Source organism: Mesorhizobium sp. LEGMi-168a (genome assembly GCF_058312955.1).
Window position 1 is genome coordinate 1 of the sequence record NZ_JBZEGV010000023.1, and the last position, 20,438, is coordinate 20,438.

General features: G+C 65.2%; 23 protein-coding genes. 19 read left to right on the forward strand and 4 right to left on the reverse strand.

The genetic code is table 11. From position 1 onward, the window contains the following. Positions 1-703: 703 nt before the first annotated feature. Positions 704-1,768 (reverse strand): TraB/GumN family protein, encoded by a 1,065-nt coding sequence (locus AC4FWB_RS24845; RefSeq protein WP_491028874.1) that lies wholly within the window; start codon positions 1,766-1,768, stop codon positions 704-706. Positions 1,769-1,970: 202 nt separating this feature from the next. Then, complete coding sequence (locus AC4FWB_RS24850; protein WP_491028875.1) at positions 1,971-2,918, reverse strand: tyrosine recombinase XerC; 948 nt, start codon at positions 2,916-2,918, stop codon at positions 1,971-1,973. 89 nt (positions 2,919-3,007) lie between these two features. Here AC4FWB_RS24850 and rimM point away from each other — a divergent pair, with 89 nt between their 5' ends. Together rimM and trmD are read left to right on the forward strand one after the other, a co-directional pair. After that, complete coding sequence (gene rimM / locus AC4FWB_RS24855; protein ID WP_491028876.1) at positions 3,008-3,604, forward strand: ribosome maturation factor RimM; 597 nt, start codon at positions 3,008-3,010, stop codon at positions 3,602-3,604. Continuing rightward, positions 3,601-4,302, forward strand: coding sequence for a tRNA (guanosine(37)-N1)-methyltransferase TrmD (trmD, locus tag AC4FWB_RS24860; RefSeq protein WP_491028877.1), 702 nt, complete (start codon positions 3,601-3,603; stop codon positions 4,300-4,302). Before rimM ends, trmD begins: the two co-directional genes overlap by 4 nt. Here trmD and AC4FWB_RS24865 read toward each other — a convergent pair. Then, on the reverse strand, positions 4,284-5,036 hold the full coding sequence (locus AC4FWB_RS24865; RefSeq protein ID WP_491028878.1) for a sulfite exporter TauE/SafE family protein: 753 nt from the start codon (positions 5,034-5,036) through the stop codon (positions 4,284-4,286). The genes trmD and AC4FWB_RS24865 overlap by 19 nt on opposite strands. 308 nt (positions 5,037-5,344) lie before the next feature. Here AC4FWB_RS24865 and rplS point away from each other — a divergent pair, with 308 nt between their 5' ends. The 10 genes from rplS (at position 5,345) to AC4FWB_RS24915 (ending at position 14,337) form a co-directional block, all read left to right on the forward strand. Next, on the forward strand, positions 5,345-5,878 hold the full coding sequence (gene rplS / locus AC4FWB_RS24870) for a 50S ribosomal protein L19 (protein ID WP_491028879.1): 534 nt from the start codon (positions 5,345-5,347) through the stop codon (positions 5,876-5,878). Between the two features lie 156 nt (positions 5,879-6,034). Further along, a complete protein-coding gene (locus tag AC4FWB_RS24875) occupies positions 6,035-6,469 on the forward strand; it encodes an organic hydroperoxide resistance protein (protein ID WP_491028880.1) in 435 nt (144 codons plus the stop codon). Continuing rightward, complete coding sequence (locus AC4FWB_RS24880; protein ID WP_491028881.1) at positions 6,466-6,969, forward strand: MarR family winged helix-turn-helix transcriptional regulator; 504 nt, start codon at positions 6,466-6,468, stop codon at positions 6,967-6,969. Before AC4FWB_RS24875 ends, AC4FWB_RS24880 begins: the two co-directional genes overlap by 4 nt. A 169-nt stretch (positions 6,970-7,138) precedes the next feature. Next, positions 7,139-7,936 carry a transporter substrate-binding domain-containing protein gene (locus AC4FWB_RS24885; protein WP_491028882.1) on the forward strand — a complete coding sequence of 266 codons (798 nt, stop codon included), beginning with the start codon at positions 7,139-7,141 and terminating at the stop codon, positions 7,934-7,936. A 260-nt stretch (positions 7,937-8,196) separates the two neighbouring features. Then, positions 8,197-9,009, forward strand: a complete 813-nt coding sequence (locus AC4FWB_RS24890) for an amino acid ABC transporter permease (protein ID WP_491028883.1) — start codon at positions 8,197-8,199, stop codon at positions 9,007-9,009. A 63-nt stretch (positions 9,010-9,072) separates the two neighbouring features. Further along, positions 9,073-9,723: a class I SAM-dependent DNA methyltransferase gene (locus AC4FWB_RS24895; RefSeq protein WP_491028884.1), complete on the forward strand. Its 651-nt coding sequence runs from the start codon at positions 9,073-9,075 to the stop codon at positions 9,721-9,723. 371 nt (positions 9,724-10,094) lie between these two features. Further along, entirely contained in the window at positions 10,095-10,220 is a 126-nt protein-coding gene (locus tag AC4FWB_RS24900; protein ID WP_491028885.1) for a hypothetical protein, read from the forward strand. 69 nt (positions 10,221-10,289) lie between these two features. Beyond that, positions 10,290-11,699, forward strand: a complete 1,410-nt coding sequence (gene leuC, locus AC4FWB_RS24905) for a 3-isopropylmalate dehydratase large subunit (protein WP_491028886.1) — start codon at positions 10,290-10,292, stop codon at positions 11,697-11,699. Between the two features lie 165 nt (positions 11,700-11,864). Beyond that, a complete protein-coding gene (locus tag AC4FWB_RS24910) occupies positions 11,865-13,088 on the forward strand; it encodes a GGDEF domain-containing protein (RefSeq protein ID WP_491028887.1) in 1,224 nt (407 codons plus the stop codon). A 49-nt stretch (positions 13,089-13,137) separates the two neighbouring features. After that, positions 13,138-14,337 carry a GGDEF domain-containing protein gene (locus AC4FWB_RS24915; protein WP_491028888.1) on the forward strand — a complete coding sequence of 400 codons (1,200 nt, stop codon included), beginning with the start codon at positions 13,138-13,140 and terminating at the stop codon, positions 14,335-14,337. Here AC4FWB_RS24915 and AC4FWB_RS24920 read toward each other — a convergent pair. Continuing rightward, positions 14,321-14,674 (reverse strand): hypothetical protein, encoded by a 354-nt coding sequence (locus AC4FWB_RS24920; RefSeq protein ID WP_491028889.1) that lies wholly within the window; start codon positions 14,672-14,674, stop codon positions 14,321-14,323. The two genes, AC4FWB_RS24915 and AC4FWB_RS24920, sit on opposite strands and share 17 nt — an antisense overlap. Before the next feature lie 246 nt (positions 14,675-14,920). On the opposite strand from AC4FWB_RS24920, the gene AC4FWB_RS24925 reads away from it, so the two are divergent. The 7 genes from AC4FWB_RS24925 (at position 14,921) to AC4FWB_RS24955 (ending at position 20,437) form a co-directional block, all read left to right on the forward strand. After that, on the forward strand, positions 14,921-15,397 hold the full coding sequence (locus AC4FWB_RS24925) for a hypothetical protein (RefSeq protein ID WP_491028890.1): 477 nt from the start codon (positions 14,921-14,923) through the stop codon (positions 15,395-15,397). A 231-nt stretch (positions 15,398-15,628) separates the two neighbouring features. Further along, positions 15,629-16,051 (forward strand): succinate dehydrogenase, cytochrome b556 subunit, encoded by a 423-nt coding sequence (gene sdhC / locus AC4FWB_RS24930; RefSeq protein WP_491028891.1) that lies wholly within the window; start codon positions 15,629-15,631, stop codon positions 16,049-16,051. Further along, positions 16,051-16,446: a succinate dehydrogenase, hydrophobic membrane anchor protein gene (gene sdhD / locus AC4FWB_RS24935; RefSeq protein ID WP_491028892.1), complete on the forward strand. Its 396-nt coding sequence runs from the start codon at positions 16,051-16,053 to the stop codon at positions 16,444-16,446. The genes sdhC and sdhD overlap by 1 nt, the downstream gene beginning before the upstream one ends. A 4-nt stretch (positions 16,447-16,450) precedes the next feature. After that, positions 16,451-18,289 (forward strand): succinate dehydrogenase flavoprotein subunit, encoded by a 1,839-nt coding sequence (gene sdhA, locus AC4FWB_RS24940; protein ID WP_491028893.1) that lies wholly within the window; start codon positions 16,451-16,453, stop codon positions 18,287-18,289. A gap of 2 nt (positions 18,290-18,291) precedes the next feature. Then, positions 18,292-18,726, forward strand: a complete 435-nt coding sequence (locus tag AC4FWB_RS24945) for a DUF3052 domain-containing protein (protein WP_491028894.1) — start codon at positions 18,292-18,294, stop codon at positions 18,724-18,726. After that, positions 18,726-19,505 carry a succinate dehydrogenase iron-sulfur subunit gene (locus tag AC4FWB_RS24950; RefSeq protein ID WP_491028895.1) on the forward strand — a complete coding sequence of 260 codons (780 nt, stop codon included), beginning with the start codon at positions 18,726-18,728 and terminating at the stop codon, positions 19,503-19,505. Before AC4FWB_RS24945 ends, AC4FWB_RS24950 begins: the two co-directional genes overlap by 1 nt. Positions 19,506-19,810: 305 nt before the next feature. After that, entirely contained in the window at positions 19,811-20,437 is a 627-nt protein-coding gene (locus AC4FWB_RS24955; RefSeq protein ID WP_491028896.1) for a YceH family protein, read from the forward strand. The last annotated feature ends 1 nt before the right edge of the window (position 20,438 follow it).

Consider the following 20,438-nt stretch of genomic DNA (forward strand, 5'->3'; position numbering starts at 1 on the left):
CCCGCGAAGGGTCGCGGCCTTGAAAAGCTTGGGGCCCTCTCCCCCATGAACATGGGGGAGAGGGGGCCTCGCAGCGGCCGGAGTGGGGGACTGGCGCCGCCATATGCGATTGGCCCTGCCGTTTACGGGAGAAGATGCCGGCAGGCAGATGAGGGGCGGCGCCTGCGCTGAAATATCCGCACGCCCTTATTCGTAAAGCGAATGGACGCGCTCCAAACAAAACGACCCGCCTTTCAGCGGGCCGTTCGTCGTTAAGCTGCAGCCTATTACTGAGCCGGGGCAGGAGCCGGTGCTGGCGCCGGGGCGGGTGCCGGCGCAGGAGCCGGAGTTGCCGGTGCCGGCTCGGGGGCCGGAGCAGGCGTTGCAGGCGCTGGCTCAGGTGCCGGAGCCGGTGTCGTAGCTGCCGGCGGCTCGGCTGGCGCCGGGGCCTTTTCGCCGCCGGTTCTGCCAAAAACATAATACGCAACAATGGCCAGGATAATGACAACAAGGGCGATCAGCCACCCGCTGCCGCCGCCACCCGACGAGGGAGGCTTGCTCGAAGGGGTGAAGGGGTCGTTAGGGTTCGCCATGAAACGTGTCCTCCTTGGAATGAAAGGCTTCAATCAACAGCCATCAACGCGCGATCCCGCATTCGGTTTCACGCGGGCGGGCGGAAAGCGCTGAAAAACCGCCGTTTTCCGCTCCCCAGCCGCCAGACGACTCAGTTGACGGCGGTAACAGTATACCCCGCCTTGCGGAAATCTTCGACCAGTCCGTCAGGACCGGGAAGATGCAGCGCACCGACGGCCATGAAAGCATTGCCCTTGGCCAGAATCGGCCCGGCATGTTCCACCATCACCTTGTTGCGGCTGGTGATCATGGTCTGCTCGAAGGCGGCATAGCCGGCCTGGTCGTTCGCGGCGTCGGGCAGCACGGCGCGAAACAGCGGCCAGAACATGCCGACATCGCCGCGCTGGTAGAGCACGATCATGGTTTCGTTGACGTCGTTCACCCTGTCACCGAGCTTCAGCGTCTCGACCAGCCCTTTCATGTGGTAGGCAAGCGGCAGCGAGGCCATGGCGCGCAATTGGTCGACGGCGGTTTCCAATCCCTCGACGTCCTTTCCGGACGCTTTGGCATCGGAGGCGAGCTTGACGTCCAGCACCGGCGCGCCGGCGGTCTGGCGCGCCACCTCGCAGGCCGGCAGCGCCACCATGGCCGACAGGATCCACGGCTTCATCTTGGCGACCGTCAGGGGCGGAATGCCGCGTGCGTCGAGCCCTTTGTTCAGCACCGCCACGTCCTCGGGCGACAGCAGCGAGGACAGCGTCGTGTTGTCGGTGAACATCATCAGGCCGGGCTCGGCGGCCATGGCGGCCATCATCTTGGCCTTGTCGAGGGCGTCGGTCGTTTCGATGATGACGGTATCGGCGCCGTCATAGGCCTTTTGCGCCGCGGGCGGCAGCGTGGTGACGCGCTGGTCGGTGATGTGCATGGTGCCAAACAGGAAGGACGGCTTTTCGCCGGGTTTTTCCAGCTTCCACAGCAGGCCCTTGCCGTTCGGAACCGCGGCCGCCTCGGTCTCGACCTTCTTGAAGGCGGCCGGATCGCTCTTTGCGAGGCTTGCCAGCAGATCGCTGCCGGCGCAGGCGGCCGCTTCGGCATGCGCCCTGCCGACCAGCAGCAGGACGACGAGGAACGACAGGAAAAACAGCACGTTGAGCGCTGCGAGCAGCTTCAACGAGACGAGAGCCGCGCGGTCGGCGATGGCGATGACGCGTTTCATGGAGAAGCGTCTTAGCGCCGAAAAGCGGCAAAACGGTTAACCGGAAGAATGAAATTGTTTCCGGTGCGGTGAGTTTTGCAATCCGCTTGGGTTGTCGGAGGGAATGCTTTGACGATTGGCCGAAACGCCCATCGCTTCGTCATCCACGGGTCTTCGCCCCCGCTTCGCTCCCGCTCCGCCCGTGGATGACGAAGTCGGCGGATCACGCCCTTGGATGCGCCCGTTCGTAGATGTCGAGCAACCTCGCCGTGTCGACGCCTGTATAGATCTGGGTGGTCGACAGGCTGGCATGGCCGAGCAGTTCCTGGATGGTGCGCAGGTCGCCGCCGCGGCCAAGCAGATGCGTGGCGAAGGAATGGCGCAAGGCATGCGGCGTCGCGGTCTCGGGCAGGTTCAGCGCCGAGCGCAGCTTCGCCATCTCGCGCTGGACGATCGCCGGGTTGAGCGGTCCGCCGCGGGCGCCGCGGAACAACAGGCCCTTCGGGTCGATATGGAAGGGGCAAAGCCGGCGGTATTCCGCAACCGCGCGCAGCGCGACGGGGAGCACCGGCACCAGTCGCGTCTTGCCGCCCTTGCCGGTGACGCGCAGCACGGTGTCGGCTTCCGTGGCGAGATCGGCGCCGGCGAGGCCAAGCGCCTCTGAAATGCGCAGTCCGGAACCATAAAGCAGCGTCAGCACGGCGGCGTTGCGGGCGGCGATCCAGGGCTCTTCCGCGAGCTGGCCTTCCACAGCCACGACCTGTTTGGCATCGCTCGCCGTCAGCGGCTTGGGCAGCGATTTCGGCTGGCGCGGCGCGCGCAACGCCGCAGCACCCGCAGCGTTGGCGAGGCCGCGCCGCTCGAGAAAGCGCAGCAGCGAGCGGATGCCGGCAAGGCCGCGGCCGAGCGTGCGAGCACCGGCGCCGCTATTACGGCGCGCGGCGAGGAAGCCGCGCAGGTCGGCCGGCCGCAGGTCGGCGATCTCGGCGATGCCGGGCGGGCCGCCGCAATGCCCGGTTAAAAAATGCAGGAACTGGCGCGTGTCGCGCTCGTAGGCTTCGACCGTCTCCGGCGACAGCCGGCGCTCGCGTGCCAGCATCTTCAGCCATGTCTCGCGCGCTGCCTGAAGGTCGGTCTTTGCCGGGATGAGGAATTCCTGCATGACAGGCATCTTCCGGCAGCGAGGTTAGGAAGCGGTGAAGAGGCGATCATTGAAATGACGACGGCAGAGGGCTAGAGCAAGTCAAAGGATTTACACCGATGACCAAGCCCCAGAACCCCGTCCAGATGGCCGTGATCGGCGCCGCGCACGGCATCAAGGGCGAATTGCGGGTAAAAACCTTCACCGGCGATCCGCTGGCGCTGGCCGATTACGGGCCGCTCTACGCCAAGGATGGCCGCGCCTTCCAGATCCTCGACATCAGGCCGGCCGGCACGGTGGTCGTCGTGCGCTTCAAGGGCGTCGCCGACCGCAACGCCGCCGAGGCGCTTGCCGGCACCGAGCTGTTCGTCGACCGTTCAATGCTGCCGGACGACGGCGAGGAGGACGAGTTCTACCATGCCGACCTGATCGGCCTGGAGGTCAGGGACGATACCGGCGTCATCGGCAGGATTGTCGCCGTGCACAATTTCGGCGGCGGCGACATACTCGATGTCACGCTTGCCGGCCGCCAGGGCGTGCTGATCCCGTTCACCCAGGCCGCGGTGCCGCATGTGTCGATCGCCGACGGTTTTGTCGAAATCGATCCGCTGGCGGCGGGCTTGCTCGACGACGAGGACAGCGAGGCGCCCGGCCGTTCCGGCTTCGACCCGAAAGGCCGGCCGCGCGGACCGAAGGACGCCGGGGGCAACCGGTGAGCTTTGCCGCCTCGGTGCTGACGCTCTATCCCGAGATGTTCCCCGGCGCGCTCGGCCTGTCGCTCGCAGGACGGGCGTTGGAGGCCGGCACCTGGTCGCTGGAAGCGATCCAGATCCGCGACTTCGCCACCGACAGGCATCGCACAGTCGACGACACGCCGGCCGGTGGCGGCGCCGGCATGGTGATGCGCGCGGATGTGTTGGCCAAAGGCATCGACCATGCCTCGCCGCCGGGCGATGCGCGCCCAAAACTGCTGATGAGTCCGCGTGGAAAACCTCTGACCCAGGCCCGTGTGCGGGAACTCGCCACCGGGCCGGGCGCCATCATCCTTTGCGGCCGCTTCGAAGGCGTCGACCAACGGCTGATCGAGGCGCGCGGCCTGGAGGAAGTCTCGATCGGCGACTTCATCCTGTCAGGCGGCGAGCCGGCCGCGCTCGTGCTGCTCGACGCCGTGGTGCGGCTGCTGCCCGGCGTCATGGGCAATGCAGTGTCGGGCGAGGACGAAAGTTTCGAGCACGGCCTGCTCGAGCACCCGCATTACACGCGGCCGCAGGAGTTCGAGGGCAGGCAAATCCCCGAGGTGCTGATTTCCGGCAATCACAAGAAGATCGCGGAATGGCGGCGCGCCGAGGCTGAGAAGCTGACCCGGGAGCGGCGGCCGGATCTATGGGCGGCAGGTCACCCCTTGGCGAAATAGTAGAAGGCCAGGAGCAGACCTACGGCAACGACGAAGCCGCGCACGGCACCCTGCGGCACGCGCTTGGCGATCCACACCCCGGCATAGCCGCCCAGCGCCACGCCTGGGATCATGACGACCGCCTGCGGCCAGGCGATGACGCCTCCCGAAACGAAGACCAGAATGGCGACGACCGCGATCACGATGGACAGCATGTTCTTCAGCGCGTTCAGCCGGTGGTAGTCGCCGGCCTGCGTCAGGCCGAGGGTCGCCAGCATCATGACGCCCATGCCGGCGCCGAAGAAGCCGCCATAGACCGAGGTCGCGAACTGCACCAGCGATCCCGCCAGCGAGCCGACCGAGGCTTGATGCTCCGGTCCGGCCGTCGGCTTCAGCCATGGCCCGGCCGCGAACAAGGCGGTGGCGGCGATGAGCAACCAGGGAACGAGGGCACGGAAGGACGGATTGGTGAGCGCGAGCAGGATGAGCGAGCCCGCCAGCGCGCCCCCGGCCGATATCAGGCAAAGCAGCAGGGCGCCGCGCCAGAAATGCCGGATGTCGGTCCAGTAGGCGAGCGTCGAGGTGATGTAGCCCGGCAGTTGCGTCACCGATGAGGTGGCGTTGGCCATGATCGGCGGCAGGCCGACCAGCGTCATGGCGCCGAAGGTGAGGAAGGTACCGCCGCCGGCGACCGCGTTGGCGGCGCCCGAAGCAAAACCCGCAAGGAAGAGCAGGACGGCATCGAATAACGTCATTGAGGGGAGGCCCAGGAAACACACTTTTCCCGGCTTAGAAAGCTTGCGAGACTCGCGCAACCCGGCAGGGGGGCAATAAGATGGTGCCATCGGCGCAAAAAATACGCCTCAAAGGCGTGACAAAGCGCCGAAATAGCTGTATGTGGCCGCCCGAACCGGAAGAACAGTCTTTCGGGCCCGTCAACAATGGCGGTGTAGCCGTCCCTGTCCGATGCTTCTAGCGAAGGACATAGCCGAGCGGTCATTGGAACTGCAAGGCGAGACGAGGACGCTCTGGCTGTCGGAAGAACAAGAAGTGGATATTTGAGATGGACCTCATCCGTCAGCTCGAGGCCGAGCAGGCCGCCAAGATCGAAGCCAAGCGCAAGCTGCCCGAATTCCAGCCCGGCGACACCGTGCGCGTCCAGGTGCGCGTCACCGAAGGCAGCCGCACCCGCGTCCAGGCCTATGAGGGCGTCGTCATCGCCCGCTCCGGCTCCGGCTTCCAGGAGAATTTCACCGTCCGCAAGATTTCCTACGGCGAAGGCGTCGAGCGCGTTTTCCCGGTCTATTCGCCGATGGTCGAGGGCGTCGAGATCGTGCGCCGCGGCAAGGTGCGTCGCGCCAAGCTCTATTACCTGCGCGACCGTCGCGGCAAGTCGGCCCGTATTTCGGAAAACACCGGCGTGCGCGCCCGCAAGCTGAACGACGAGGAGCGTGATGCGCTGAACGCCGAACGCGCCCGCATCGAGGCCGAGAAGGTCGCCGCCGCCGAGGCGCTGGCCGTCGAGAAGGCCGCGCAGGACGCCGCCGAGAAGAAGGCCGCCGAGGCTGCCTCCGCCGAGGCCGCGTCGGCCGAATAAGGCTTTTCGACAGACTGTTTTGGAAAGGCGGCTTCGGCCGCCTTTTTCATTTTCACTAAGCTGTGACGGCTTCGTGCGAGAAAACCGCCCCGGGGCGATTGACAGCCATTTATCTTGTACACTAAATAATCGTGCACAAAGCAAATGGAGACGAAAATGTCAGCACTCTACACCACTCAGGCTCGCGTCGTTGGTGGCCGCGCGGGCCATGCCGAGACCAGCGACGGTCTGCTGAAGGTCGATCTGGCGATGCCGAAGGAGCTCGGCGGGCAGGGCGGCGCGACCAATCCCGAGCAGCTTTTCGCCGCCGGCTATGCCGCCTGCTTCGAAAGCGCGATCCGCTTCGTGGCGCGCAAAAAGAAGCTGCCGCTCGAGGACGCGGCGGTAACGGCCACCGTCAGCCTCTATCCCAACGACCAGGGCGGCTTCAGGCTCGGCGTGGCGCTGGCGGCCGAGACGAAAGGCCTTGATCAGGCGGCGGCGGAAGCGCTTGTATCCGAGGCGCACCAGATCTGCCCCTATTCCAACGCCATCCGGGGCAATATCGATGTTGCGCTTTCCACGGTGGCGCTCGCGGCAAAGGCAGCATGACGACTGAAACCGAAATTCGAAGAAGCGACGTCCCGGCTGATAATGCCGGGACTATCGCCGTTCCGCGTCTCGACCAGCAGCTCTGCTTCGCGCTCTATTCCGCCAGCGGGCTGATGACCAGGCTTTATCGGCCGCTGCTCGACCCGCTCGGCCTCACCTATCCGCAATATCTGGCGATGCTGGCGCTTTGGCAGCGCTCACCCATGACCATCGGCGAGCTCGGCGAGGCGCTGGGGCTGGATTCGGCGACGCTGACGCCGCTGATCAAGCGGATGGAAGCGGGCGGCCTCGTCACCCGCCGCCGCGATGCCGCCGACGAGCGCCGGGTGCTGGTGGAGCCGACGGCAAAAGGCCAGGCGCTGCGCACGAACATGAAGGATGTGACGGCGGCTCTCGACTGCAGCATGCCGCTGGAACGGGCCGAGCTGAAAGCCCTGCACGGCACGCTCACGCGGCTGGTCGCCGGCCTGCGCGATGCCGTTGCGGAGCCTGCGGAATAATCGCTTCACCGCCTGCGTTCGGAAACCGTGCCGATCAGAGCATGGGAATCCGCTTTGACGCTTGTCCATGCAGCGGATCGGCTTGCAAGGCGCTTGCGGAAAGCTAAAGTCGGCGCCGGATTTTCATGCGTGCCCGCATAGCGGGCGTTTCAGGTTCTGGGGAGTTGTCATGACCAAGTCGAAACTGCTGCTGGCCGCCATGCTGGCCTGTCTTCTCGCGCCCGTCGCGGCGCTCGCCGACACGCTGCCCGATCTCGGCGGCAAAAAGGTCGTCGTGGTGACGGAGAACGCCTACCCGCCGCTGCAGTTCATCGACAAGAAAACCGGCAAGCAGATCGGCTGGGAGTATGACGCGATGGACGAGATCGCCAAGCGGCTCAACTTCAAGGTCGAGTACCAGAACACGTCCTGGGACGCGATGATCCAGGCGGTTTCCGACAACCAGTACAACATCGGCATGACCGGCATCACCATCAAGGACGACCGCAAGCAGAAGGTCGACTTCTCCGATCCCTATATGCGCTCGGAGCAGTTCATGCTGGTGCGCGGCGACGAAAGCCGCTTCACCGATGCCAAGACCTTCGGCGCCTTCAAAGACGGGCTGATCGGCGCCCAGCCTGGCACGACGCCCTTCTACACCGCCGTCTACAGCGTGCTGGACGGCAATGAGCAGAATCCGCGCATCAAGCTGTTCGAAACCTTCGGCGCCACCGTGCAGGCGCTGAAGTCCGGCGACGTCGACGTGGTGCTCACCGACGGCACCGCCGGCAAGGGCTATGTCGACGCCTCCGAAGGCAAGCTCAAGCTGATCGGCGGCCCGCTCGGCACCGAGGATTTCGGCTTCATCTTCCCCAAGGGCTCCGATCTGGTGAAGCCCGTCAACGCCGCGATCGCCGCGCTCAAGGCCGACGGCACGCTCGATGCGCTGAACAAGAAGTGGTTCCTTGACTACAAGATGGGGCAGTAAGCCCTGTTGTCGGAAGCGGTGCATGTGCACGAACTCGCGCTGACATTGCGCCAAGGCACCCCCCTCTGCCCTGCCGGGCATCTCCCCCTCAAGGGGGGAGATCGGACGTCGCGTCGGCTTTCGCCAATCTCCGACGCTGTAAGATGGGCGGTGACGCCAAAACTGCCAATCTCCCCCCTTGAGGGGGAGATGGCCGGCAGGCCAGAGGGGGGTGCCTTGGCACTGTCCTTTCGCGACTTTCATTCCAGCGGCAACGCCTGATGGCCACCGCAACTTCCACCGCCAAATCCGAATTCCCCTGGTGGCTGGCCGCCGCCCTAGTCCTGGCATTGGCCGCCGCCCTCGCCATCGCGGCGAGCGACCTCTACGCCCAGGTCTTCGCCACCGTCGCCAAAGGCATCGGCATCACCATTTTCGTCACCGTGGTCGCTTTCGCGCTGGCCTCGGCGCTGGGGCTCGGCATCGCGCTGATGGCGCTATCGGGGTCGCAATGGTTGCGGCAGGTCGCCCGCTTCTATGTCGAGATCATCCGCGGCGTGCCGATCCTGGTGCTGTTGTTCTGGATTGCTTTTGCCGGGGCGCCGACCTTCGTCGCGGCGTGGAACGCGCTGACGGCGCCGCTGCAGAGCGCCGGCTTTATCGGCGAATTGCTGGTGCGCGACGTCTCGCTTCTGTGGCGCGCCATCATGGCGCTCACCATCGGCTACTCGGCCTTCATTTCGGAAGTGTTCCGGGCCGGTATCCAGTCGGTCGAGAAGGGCCAGATCGAAGCCGCCAAGGCGCTCGGCCTGACGCGCGTGCAGCGCTTCCGCCTGATCGTCTTCCCGCAGGCGATCCGCACCATCCTGCCGCCGCTCGGCAACGACTTCGTCGCCATGGTCAAGGATTCCTCGCTGGTTTCGGTGCTGGGCGTCGCCGACATCACCCAGATCGGCAAAGTCTATGCCGCCGGCTCCTTCCGCTTCTTCGAGACCTATTCGATCGTCGCCTATGTCTATCTCATCCTGACCGTCGGCCTGTCGCTGGCGCTGCGGGCGCTCGAACGGCGGCTGCGCCGCCAGCATGTGGAATAGCCGGCAGAGGGAGTCCGCGTTACGATCCCGGCTGTTCGATGCGTGTCCATGGAGGAGCCGACCATGAATTTCGACAAAGCCAATGCGGCGCTGGACTCCGTCTATACGGCCGAGACGCCGGAGGCGCTCGCCAAGGCCTATGCCGAATGGGCGGCGAGCTACGACAGCGAGACCGCCTCGCTGGGTTACCTCTTGCCGTTCCTGATCACCGCCTGGGTGGCGCGCCATGTGCCGGTCGGCGAAGGCCCGCTGCTCGATGCCGGCTGCGGCACCGGCCTGTCGGGGCCGTCGCTCAAGGCGCTGGGCTATGGCGACATCGCCGGCCTCGACCTCTCCGACGACATGCTGAAGCTCGCCGGCAGCCGCCAGGCCAATGGCAGGCCGGCCTATGGCGAGCTGAAAAAGGCGATGCTCGGCGGCCCGCTGCCCTGGCCGGACCGGCATTTCCGCGCCTTCTTCTCAACCGGCGTCTTCACCATCGGCCACGCGCCGGCTTCCGGCCTGCACGAGCTGGTGCGCATCACGAAGGCCGGCGGCCACGCCATCTTCACCGTGCGCGACCAGGTTTTCGAGAGCGGCGGATTTCAGGCTGTGTTCGACGAATTGGAGAAGGCGAGGAAATGGCGGCCGGTCCAGCAGAGCCCGTGGTTCCGCTGCTACGCGATCGGCGACCCGGAAGCGCTGGTAAAGACTTTTGTTTTCGAGGTGATTTAGGGCGGTGAGTTCGCTGACCTTGGCTCCCTTCCTCTCCCTCCGGAGGGGGGAGAGGTGGCGCTGCGAAGCGGCGACGGAGTGGGGGAAGGCGTTCCCCAAGTGCGCCGCCGCTGACAACTCGCCACAGAGCCCCGACCAAGCCGAGGGATTGCCGGGCTTGAATAACATTGCCCGCGCCTGGTCGCCCCCCACTCCGACGAGCTTCGCGCGACCCCTCTCCCCCGATCGACGGGGGAGAGGAAAGGGCGCGAGTTCGCCGACCTTGGTGCCTTTCCTCCCGTTGAAGGTGTGGCAGGTGAGGGCGAGGAACCCAAGTCCTGCCAAGCACGCGCCAATTGCCGAAATCTGCAAACATTGCTATCTACCCCGCCATGGAAGAGCTTTTCGGCGATCCGGCCTACAAGGGTTTCGTGCTGCAGGACAGGAAGCGCCTGCCGTCGCGGTTTGCCGCGCGCGTGTGCGGCGCGCCCACCAGCCGACTTAGCCTGGCCGACTGAAGGTCGCTTTGCCGGTTTAAGCCCGGCGTCAGCTTTTTCCATTTTTCAAAAATCGACGGATTTACGCACATGAGCGCACCGCGCACCCTCTACGACAAGATCTTCGACGACCACGTCGTCGACCGCCAGGACGAAGGCACCTGCCTGCTCTACATCGACCGCCACCTCGTGCATGAGGTCACCAGCCCGCAGGCCTTCGAAGGCCTGCGCATGAGCGGCCGCCAGGTTCGCCATCCCGAGAAGACGCTGGCCGTGGTCGACCACAACGTGCCGACCTCGCCCGAGCGCAAGTTCGGCATCAAGAACGAGGAAAGCCGCATCCAGGTCGAGGCGCTGGCCAAGAACGCCAAGGACTTCGGCATCGAGTATTATTCCGAGAACGACGTCCGCCAGGGCATCGTCCACATCATCGGGCCGGAGCAGGGTTTTACGCTGCCGGGCATGACCATCGTCTGCGGCGACAGCCACACCTCGACGCACGGCGCCTTCGGTGCCCTGGCGCACGGCATCGGCACGTCGGAGGTCGAGCATGTGCTTGCCACCCAGACGCTGATCCAGCGCAAGGCCAAGAACATGCTGGTGCGCGTCGACGGCCAGCTTCCGGAAGGCGTCACCGCCAAGGACATCATCCTCGCCATCATCGGTGAGATCGGCACCGCCGGCGGCACCGGCTATGTCATCGAATATGCGGGCGAGGCGATCCGCTCGCTGTCGATGGAAGGCCGCATGACCATCTGCAACATGTCGATCGAGGGCGGCGCGCGTGCCGGCCTGATCGCGCCGGACGAGACCACCTTCGCCTATGTGAAGGACAAGCCGCGGGCGCCGAAGGGCGCCGCCTGGGACGCCGCACTCGCCTATTGGAAGACGCTGCATTCCGACGAAGGCGCGCATTTCGACAAGGTGGTCGTGCTCGACGCGCAAAAACTGCCGCCGATCGTCTCCTGGGGTTCCTCGCCCGAGGACGTCGTCTCGGTGCAGGGTTTCGTGCCCGATCCGACCGATATCGCCGACGAGAACAAGCGTTCGTCGAAGCTGCGCGCGCTCGACTACATGGGGCTGACGCCGGGCACCAAGATCACCGACATCGCGCTCGACCGCGTCTTCATCGGCTCCTGCACCAACGGCCGCATCGAGGACCTGCGCGCCGCCGCCAAGGTGGTCGAGGGCAGAAAAGTCAATCCGCGCGTCAACGCCATGATCGTGCCGGGCTCCGGCCTGGTGAAGGAGCAGGCCGAGGCCGAGGGTCTTGACAAGATCTTCGTCGCCGCCGGCTTCGACTGGCGCGAGCCGGGCTGCTCGATGTGCCTGGCCATGAATGACGACCGGCTGAAGCCGCATGAGCGCTGCGCCTCGACCTCGAACCGCAATTTCGAGGGCCGGCAGGGTTTCAAGGGCCGCACCCATCTGGTGTCGCCGGCCATGGCGGCGGCCGCCGCGATCGCCGGCCACTTCGTCGACATCCGCGACTGGAAATAAGCGGCGGTCGCCACATCGACCAAGCCAACCCGGACCGCGGCGCGGTCCGGGTTTTTCATGGCCGGCCGAAGCAAGATTCCGCCTGCGTCAGCTTGCGCTTAACCGCTTGTTTGCGCTTCCGCACTAGCATCTCCCCTTGGGTAAAGTTGGGGAAGTCACGGCCCGTTGGACACCGGTCTGCTCATAGCGCTGCTCAATCCGACGATAGCGCTGGCGCTCGGCGCCGCGTTCCTCGTGCTGTGGTTTTATCAGCGCCACCGCCCGTACCTTGCGGTGCTGGCGGCGAGCTACTGCCTGTCGGCGCCGGGTTTCCTGCTGCAATATTTCACGCTTCCGGTCGGCATCGTGCTGACCAAGCTGATCTCCAACATATGCTTCACGATCGCCGCCTGCTGCCTTTCCGGCGCGATCGTCGCACGCTACGGCCGGCGCGTGCCCTATATCGGCATCGGCATCATGACCGGCGGCGGGCTTGCCGCCTTCGCATGGTTCATGTTCGTCCAGCCGGATCTCACCTGGCGCGTGCTCGGCATGAATTTCGGCTTCGGCGCCTTGAGCCTGCTCGTCGCCGCCGAGCTCAAGACAGTGCGCAACAATGGGCCGACTGAGAAGATCCTGTTCGTGCTGTCGCTGCTTTCGGCGCTGAACTTCACCGCCCGCACCCTGATCGTCATCGTCGCGCATGGACCCTTCCCGAGCTATGACGGCTTCTACGGCTCGTCCTACTGGACGACGGCGCTGCTCTCGCATGCGCTCTTGTCGCTCCTGATCGCGCTCTGCCTGTTCACCGCGGCGGCGCTCGATGTGATGAAGGCATTGAAGGCCGAGACGCATACCGACCCGCTGTCGGGGCTTCTCAACCGCCGTGGCTTCGAGGAGGGGGCGGCGCTGCTGCTCGATCGATGCGCCAAGACAGGATCCCCCGTCGCGCTTGTGCTTGCCGACCTCGATCACTTCAAGGCGCTCAACGACCGGCACGGACATGAGGCGGGCGACCGGGCGATCGCCGATTTCGCCGCCAAGCTGCGCTTTGCCACCGGCACGAGGGGCGCCGCCGGCCGCGTCGGCGGCGAGGAGTTCGCCGTGCTCCTGCCGCTCAGCGACCTCGCCTCGGCGCGCCTGTTTGCCGAAGCGATCCGCAGCTACTATTCGGCCGGCCCGGTCGACGGGCTTCCTTCCGGTGTCAGGGTGACGGCGAGCTTCGGCGTCGCCGCCCGCACCGGCAATGAAGGGTTGGCGCCGCTGATGCGGCGCGCCGACGAGGCGCTCTACAAGGCCAAGAAGAACGGCCGCGACAGCGTCCGTCTCTCCTACGAGCGGCCTGAAACCACCTTCATGCCCGAAGCGGTCGGCGTCGGCTGGAATCCCGCAGCTTTACGCGCGCGTTAACGCCTTTTTCGCCCGTCGATGGTTTCTGTCCCAGGGGACTTCGAGGGACATGGGCAGCGCTGATTTCATCCTGGTGATCAATCTGTTCGTCGCCGGGCTTCTGGCGGCGGCCTTCATGACGATCGCCCTCTATGACGTTGGGCGCGTGTCGGCGCGCTGGCTGGCGTTCAGCTATGGGCTCGGCATGGGCTACTTCGCCATCGAGTTCAGCATCCCCGCCTTTGCCGATGCCCGGCTGCCGGTTGTCGCAGCCTTCGCCGTCTTCCTCGGCGCGACCATTGTCTTCAACGGCGGACTTGCCCACAAATATGGCCTGACGCCGCCCTGGGCGCCGATGCTGTTCTTCCTGGGCGTCGCCTCGGTCGCCGTCTATCTGGTGCAGGACCTGCCGCGCCACTCGCTCACCCGCATGATGGCCTATCAGCTTCCCTATGCCGCCATGCAGCTCACCGCTCTCGGTATCGTGCTCTCCTCCAGGCAGAGGCTCGGGCGGCTCGATCACATATTGATGGTCGTGCTCGCGGCAAGCGCTGCGCAGTTCGCGTCAAAACCTTTCATCGCCGGCGCGCTCGGCGGCTGGGGCGCCAATCCGCAATCCTATGTGCAGACGGGCTATGCGCTGGTGTCGCAGTCGCTTGGCACCGTGTTCGGCCTGGCGCTGGCGCTGCTCGCGCTCGCCATATTGGTGCGCGACGTGTTGGCCGAGGCGACGTCGAAATCGGAGACGGACACGCTGTCGCGATTGCTCAACCGCGGCGGTTTCGAACGCCATGCCGAGCTCGCGCTGCGGGATGCCGCGCGCCATGGCGCTCCGGTGGCGCTGGTCATCGCCGACCTCGACCACTTCAAGGGCATCAACGACAGCTACGGCCATGCCTGCGGCGATCGCGTCATCGAGACTTTCGCAGGCCTCCTGCGCGAGGCGGCGGCCAAGCACCATGTCGTCGGCCGCATCGGCGGCGAGGAATTCGCCATCATCCTGCCCGGCACCAATCTCGCCGCCGCGCGGCTGTTCGCCGAAGGTGCGCGCAGCGCCTTCGGCGCGCTGCCGATCGACAGCCTGCCTGCCGATCACCGCTGCAGCGCAAGCTTCGGCGTCGCCGAGCTCGCGGCGGACGAGGGGTTTTCAGATCTCATGCACCGTGCCGACGGAGCGCTCTACGCGGCCAAGAATGCCGGCCGCGACTGCGTGCGCGTATCGCCCGGGATCGCGATTCGACAGCCCAAGGCGCTCAGCGGCAGGGGCTGAGGTTGGGCATCTCGCCGTCGGAAAGCCCGTACATATAGGAGCGGCCTTTCACGAAGACCGGCGGCTGGTAGCAGCCCGGAGCGCCGGCATCGTCGGAGTCGTAGATGACGTCGGGCTGGCCGGCGCTGGTGAAGTTCGAGAGCTCCTTGGCGTGCCTGCCCTCGCCGACTATGATGCGCTTGTAGCCGGCGGCGCTGTCGATGACGAGATTGCCGAAGGAATCGGCATAAACGCGGTCGTGATGGCGCAAGCCGGCCTCGGCCGGCGCGGCAATCGCGGTGGCGAGTGCCGCCAGCGTGACGGCCGCGAAGCTTGCCCGCACTGAATTCGAACGCATGTCGCTCTCCCTTGAACGGCGACCGGTAGGATCGCGCTGCAAAACGCCGGTCGAATCAGAAATTAACCCTTTCTTAACCTTTGTTAAGGGGTGGACGGCTTCCACTGCCGGATCTTAATGGACATGGTTAATTTTCGGCGGATCGGATCGACGGGCCGCGTCACCCAGCCCAGCCCGGCTGACTCAGGGTGAACTTGATCTTGGCGCGCCGCGTGGCTAGCGTGCCGCGCACGAAAGGGGCCGCACATGGCGATTGGCCGCACGGTTCGGGTGTCGCTTGTTATTCCGCTGCTTCTTGCGGCCGCGGCCTGCGTGCCGCAGAACGGCGCGCCCAAGGCGGCGAGCACGGCATCGCCCGTGGTGTCGCCTGCTCCCGGCCAGCAGCCCGCTGCACCCGCGGCGCCCTCGATATCGGCACCAACGAAAACGCCAGCAACGCCTCCGCCGCCCGCAACCAAGATCATCACCGACCTGACCGCGCCACGATCCACCGTGGGTACGGCCACTTATAGATGCGGCAATGGCGGTATGATCACCATCCAGAATCTCGGCTCGTCGTTGCGTGTGCTCGGGCCAGATGGCGCGTCCGAAGAGTTTGCGGCTTCGCCGGCGAATCAGAGCAGCCGCTACCAGGAAGCGGCGACGCATGACGCAATCGTGATCGACGGACGCGAGGCGCTGGTGATGAAGAGAGGATCGACGCCGCAGACCTGCAGAAGGTAGCGAGGTCAATCTTCATGCCGCACTGCAGCGACGTTGCGCCGGCTTCGCATCGCCCGCTAATCGATTGAAGCGGAATTCCCCCTTTTTGTCAGACCAAATGACGTTTCCAAAACGATTTTCCGGCTTTGACGCGGTGCAAAAAGCGCATTAGAAACCGCCTATCCGAAGCCATATCGGGAGGCGGCAATTGCCGTGTCCTTCGCGGCTCCGGAACGCCGACCTGGGGGAGCCATGAGCAAATCACCAGCCACCCGCGCAGTTGCCAGACGTGAACGGCCGCTTTCGCCGCATCTGACGATCTACCGGCCGCCGATCACGATGACGATGTCGATCATCCATCGCATCACCGGCGGCGCGCTCTATTTCGGAACGCTGCTGGTGGCGGCCTGGCTGATCGCTGCAGCAAGCTCGCAGGCTACCTTCGACTGGGTCAACTGGGCCTTCGGTTCCTGGCTTGGCCGGCTGGTCCTGCTCGGCTACACCTGGGCGCTGATGCACCACATGCTGGGCGGGCTGCGCCACCTTGTCTGGGATACCGGCGTGGGGCTTGAAAAGCACACCGCCTCGAAGATTGCCTGGGCGACGCTTGCCGGCTCGGTTCTGCTCACGCTGCTGATCTGGATTGCCGGCTATATGGCGCGGGGAGCTTTGTGATGAGCGCAAGAAACACCGACATGCGCACGCCGCTGGCCAAGGTGCGCGGCTTGGGCTCGGCCCGCGAGGGCACGCAGCATTTCTGGCGCCAGCGGCTGACGGCGATCGCCAACATCCCGCTGATCCTGTTCTTCGTCGGTTTCCTGATCGCGGTCAACGGCCACGGCTATGCCGACGTGCGGGCTTCGCTTGCCAATCCGTTCGTGGCGCTGGTGCTGTCGCTGGTGCTCATTTCCGGCCTCTACCACATGCGGCTCGGCATGCAGGTGATCATCGAGGACTACGTGCATGGCGAGGCCATGAAGCTGGCGCTGATCGCCCTCAACACATTCTTTTCGATAGCAGTCGGCGTCGTCTCGCTCTTCGCCCTGCTCAAACTGGCATTCGGAGGCTGAAGTCTTGGCCAAGGACGCATCAAACGCCAACACGGCTTCCGCCTACACCTTTGTCGATCACAAGTTCGATGTGGTGATCGTTGGCGCCGGCGGCGCCGGGCTGCGCGCCACGCTCGGCATGGCCGAGCAAGGCTTACGCACCGCCTGCATCACCAAGGTGTTCCCGACCCGCTCGCACACGGTCGCGGCGCAGGGCGGCATCGCCGCCTCGCTCGCCAATATGGGCCCCGACAACTGGCAGTGGCATCTCTTCGATACCGTCAAGGGCTCGGACTGGCTGGGCGACATCGACGCACAGGAATACATGGTGCGCGAGGCGCCTGCCGCGGTCTACGAGCTCGAGCATTACGGCGTGCCGTTCTCGCGCACCGAAGAGGGCAAGATCTATCAGCGGCCGTTCGGCGGCATGATGATGAATTTCGGCGAGGGCCCGCCGGTGCAGCGCACATGCGCGGCCGCGGACCGCACCGGCCATGCCATGCTGCACACGCTCTACGGCCAGTCGCTGAAGAACAACGCGCAGTTCTTCATCGAGTATTTCGCGCTCGACCTGATCATGGAGCCGGACGGCACCTGCACCGGCGTCGTCGCCTGGAACCTCGACGACGGCACCATCCATCGTTTTTCGGCCAAGATGGTGGTGCTGGCGACCGGCGGCTATGGCCGCGCCTATTTCTCGGCCACCTCGGCGCATACCTGCACCGGCGACGGCGGCGGCATGGCCGCGCGTGCCGGACTGCCGCTTCAGGACATGGAATTCGTGCAGTTCCATCCGACCGGCATCTATGGCGCCGGCTGCCTGATCACCGAAGGCGCGCGCGGCGAGGGCGGCTATCTTGTCAATTCCGAAGGCGAGCGCTTCATGGAGCGCTACGCGCCGTCGGCCAAGGACCTTGCCTCGCGCGACGTGGTCTCGCGCTGCATGACGATGGAGATTCGCGAGGGCCGCGGCGTCGGGCCGAAGAAGGACCACATCTTCCTGCATCTCGACCATCTCGATCCGGCCGTTCTGCATGAAAGGCTGCCCGGGATTTCGGAGTCGGCAAAGATCTTCGCCGGCGTCGACCTGACCAAGGAGCCGATCCCGGTGCTGCCGACGGTGCACTACAATATGGGCGGCGTGCCGACCAACTACTGGGGCGAGGTGCTCAACCCGACGTCGAGAAGCCCGGACAAGGTTTCACCCGGTCTGATGGCGGTTGGCGAGGCCGCCTGCGCTTCGGTGCACGGCGCCAACCGGCTGGGCTCGAATTCGCTGATCGATCTGGTCGTCTTCGGCCGCGCCGCGGCGATCAGGGCCGGTCAGGTGATCGATCGCACTTCGCCGGTCCCGTCGCCCAACCAGGCTTCGGTCGACAAGATCATGGACCGGTTCGACCGGCTGCGCCACGCCAGCGGCTCGACGCCGACGGCAGTGTTGCGCGAGAAGATGCAGAAGGCGATGCAGGAGGATGCCGCGGTGTTCCGCACGCAGGAATCGCTCGAGAATGGCTGCAAGCGCGTTTCGCAGATCTGGGGTGAGCTCAAGGACATCAAGGTGTTCGACCGCTCGATGATCTGGAACTCGGATCTGGTCGAGACGCTGGAGCTGGAAAACCTGATGGCCAACGCCATCACCACGGTCTACGGCGCCGAAGCGCGCAAGGAGAGCCGCGGGGCGCATGCGCGGGAGGACTTCACGGCGCGTGACGATGCCAACTGGCGCAAGCATACGCTTGCCCATGTCGGCGAAGACGGCAAGGTGACGCTCAGATACCGGCCGGTGCACACCGAGACGCTGCTGGCGGAAAAAGACGGCGGCATCAACCCGGCCAAGATCGCGCCGAAGGCGAGGGTCTACTGACCATGGCGCTGGCGGCCGCGGGATATTCCGGCACGCCCCTTCAGGCCAAGCTCGGGCTGAAGGACGGCATGGTCGCCGCCTTCATCGCGCTACCGCCGGAGCTCGACGATCTGACCGAAGCCGTGACGTTTGCCAGGGTCGATCGGCTGCCAGACTGGTCGGCGATCTCGGGCAATCAAAAATACGATACCGTGCATGCCTTCACCCGCCAGCGCGCCGAGATCGAAGACGGCCTTGCCGGCATCGAGACGGCGATCAAGCGTGACGGCATGGTCTGGGTTTCCTGGCCGAAAAAGGCATCGAAAGTGGCGACAGATGTCACCGAGGACGTCATCCGCACGCAAGCGCTCAAGCGCGACCTCGTCGACGTCAAGGTCGCCGCCGTGAACGAAATCTGGTCCGGGCTGAAGCTCGTCATCCGAAAGGACCGCAGGTAATGGTCGAACTCACGCTTCCCAAGAATTCGAAAGTCCAGCAGGGCAAGACCTGGCCGAAGCCGGAGAGCGCCACCAACCTGCGTGAATACCGCATCTACCGCTGGTCGCCGGACGATGGCGAGAACCCGCGCATGGACACCTATTTCGTCGACATGGACGATTGCGGGCCGATGGTGCTCGACGCGTTGCTCTGGATCAAGAACAAGATCGACCCGACGCTGACGCTGCGCCGTTCCTGTCGCGAAGGCATTTGCGGCTCCTGCGCGATGAACATCGACGGCTCCAACACGCTCGCCTGCACCAAGGGCACCGACGACATCTCCGGCGCGGTGAAGATCTACCCGCTGCCGCACATGCCGGTGATCAAGGATCTCGTGCCCGACCTTACCAATTTCTACGCCCAGCACGCCTCGATCGAGCCGTGGCTGAAGACGGTCTCGCCGGAGCCCGCCAAGGAATGGCTGCAGAGCCATGAGGACCGCGAGAAGCTCGACGGGCTCTACGAATGCATCCTGTGCGCCTGTTGCTCGACCTCATGCCCGAGCTACTGGTGGAACGGCGAGCGCTATCTCGGCCCGGCGACGCTGCTGCAGGCCTATCGCTGGCTGATCGATAGCCGCGACGAAGCGACCGGCGAGCGGCTCGACAATCTCGAAGATCCGTTCCGGCTCTATCGCTGCCACACCATCATGAACTGCGCGCAGACCTGCCCCAAGGGCTTGAACCCGGCCAAGGCGATCGCGGAGATCAAGAAGATGATGGTGGAGAGAAGGGTTTAGGCAAAGGCTGTTCGCTCGCGATAACCGCGAGCGCAGCGATCCTTCGCGCCCCCCTCTGGCCTGCCGGCCATCTCCCCCACTTGGGGGGAGATTGGCTGTCGCGATGGCTTTCGCCAATCGCCGACGTCGAAGATTGAGCGCTGTCGGCAAAGCTGCTGATCTCCCCCCAAGTGGGGGAGATGTCCGGCAGGACAGAGGGGGGCGTTGTCCCGCCGAGGTTGGCGTGGTTCTACTCTGTCCCGGCGCTCCGATGTCTGCCAAAATCGCTACCCCGAAGAAGCGAACACAACCGACAGCCAAATCCAATGACCGATCTCCCCGTCCTCTCTCCCGCCGAAGCCCGTGTTCTCGGCTCTCTGATCGAGAAGAAAGAGCTGACGCCGGACGTCTATCCGCTGACGCTCAACGGCGCGCACGCCGCCGCCAACCAGAAGACGGCGCGCGAGCCGGTGATGGCGCTGGAGCTCACCGAAGTCAGGCGGGCGTTGAGCCAGCTCGAGCAGAAGGGCCTGGTGCGGCAGGCATTTGCCTCGCGCGTCGAGCGCTACGAGCATCTGATGGCGCAGCGCTTCTCGCTGACCACGCCGCAAATCGCCATCGTCGGCCTGCTGCTCCTGCGCGGCGCGCAGACCGCGCATGAGCTGCTTGCGCGGTCGGAACGCATGGCGCGCTTTGCCTCGATTGAGGAGCTGCGCGACAATCTCGACCTGCTGATCGGCCGCCGCCCGCCGTTGATCCAGTTGCTCGAACGTGCGCCCGGCCAGCGCGAGGAGCGCTATGTGCATTTGTTGAGCGGGCCGGTCGAGACAGCGGCGGTCGCGGCGCCTTGGCAGGCGGCGGCGTCATTGGATGCCGATCTGGAGGCGCGTGTGAAGGCGCTGGAAGAAGAGGTTGCGGCGCTGCGGGCGAAGATCGAGGCGCTGGGCGGTTAAG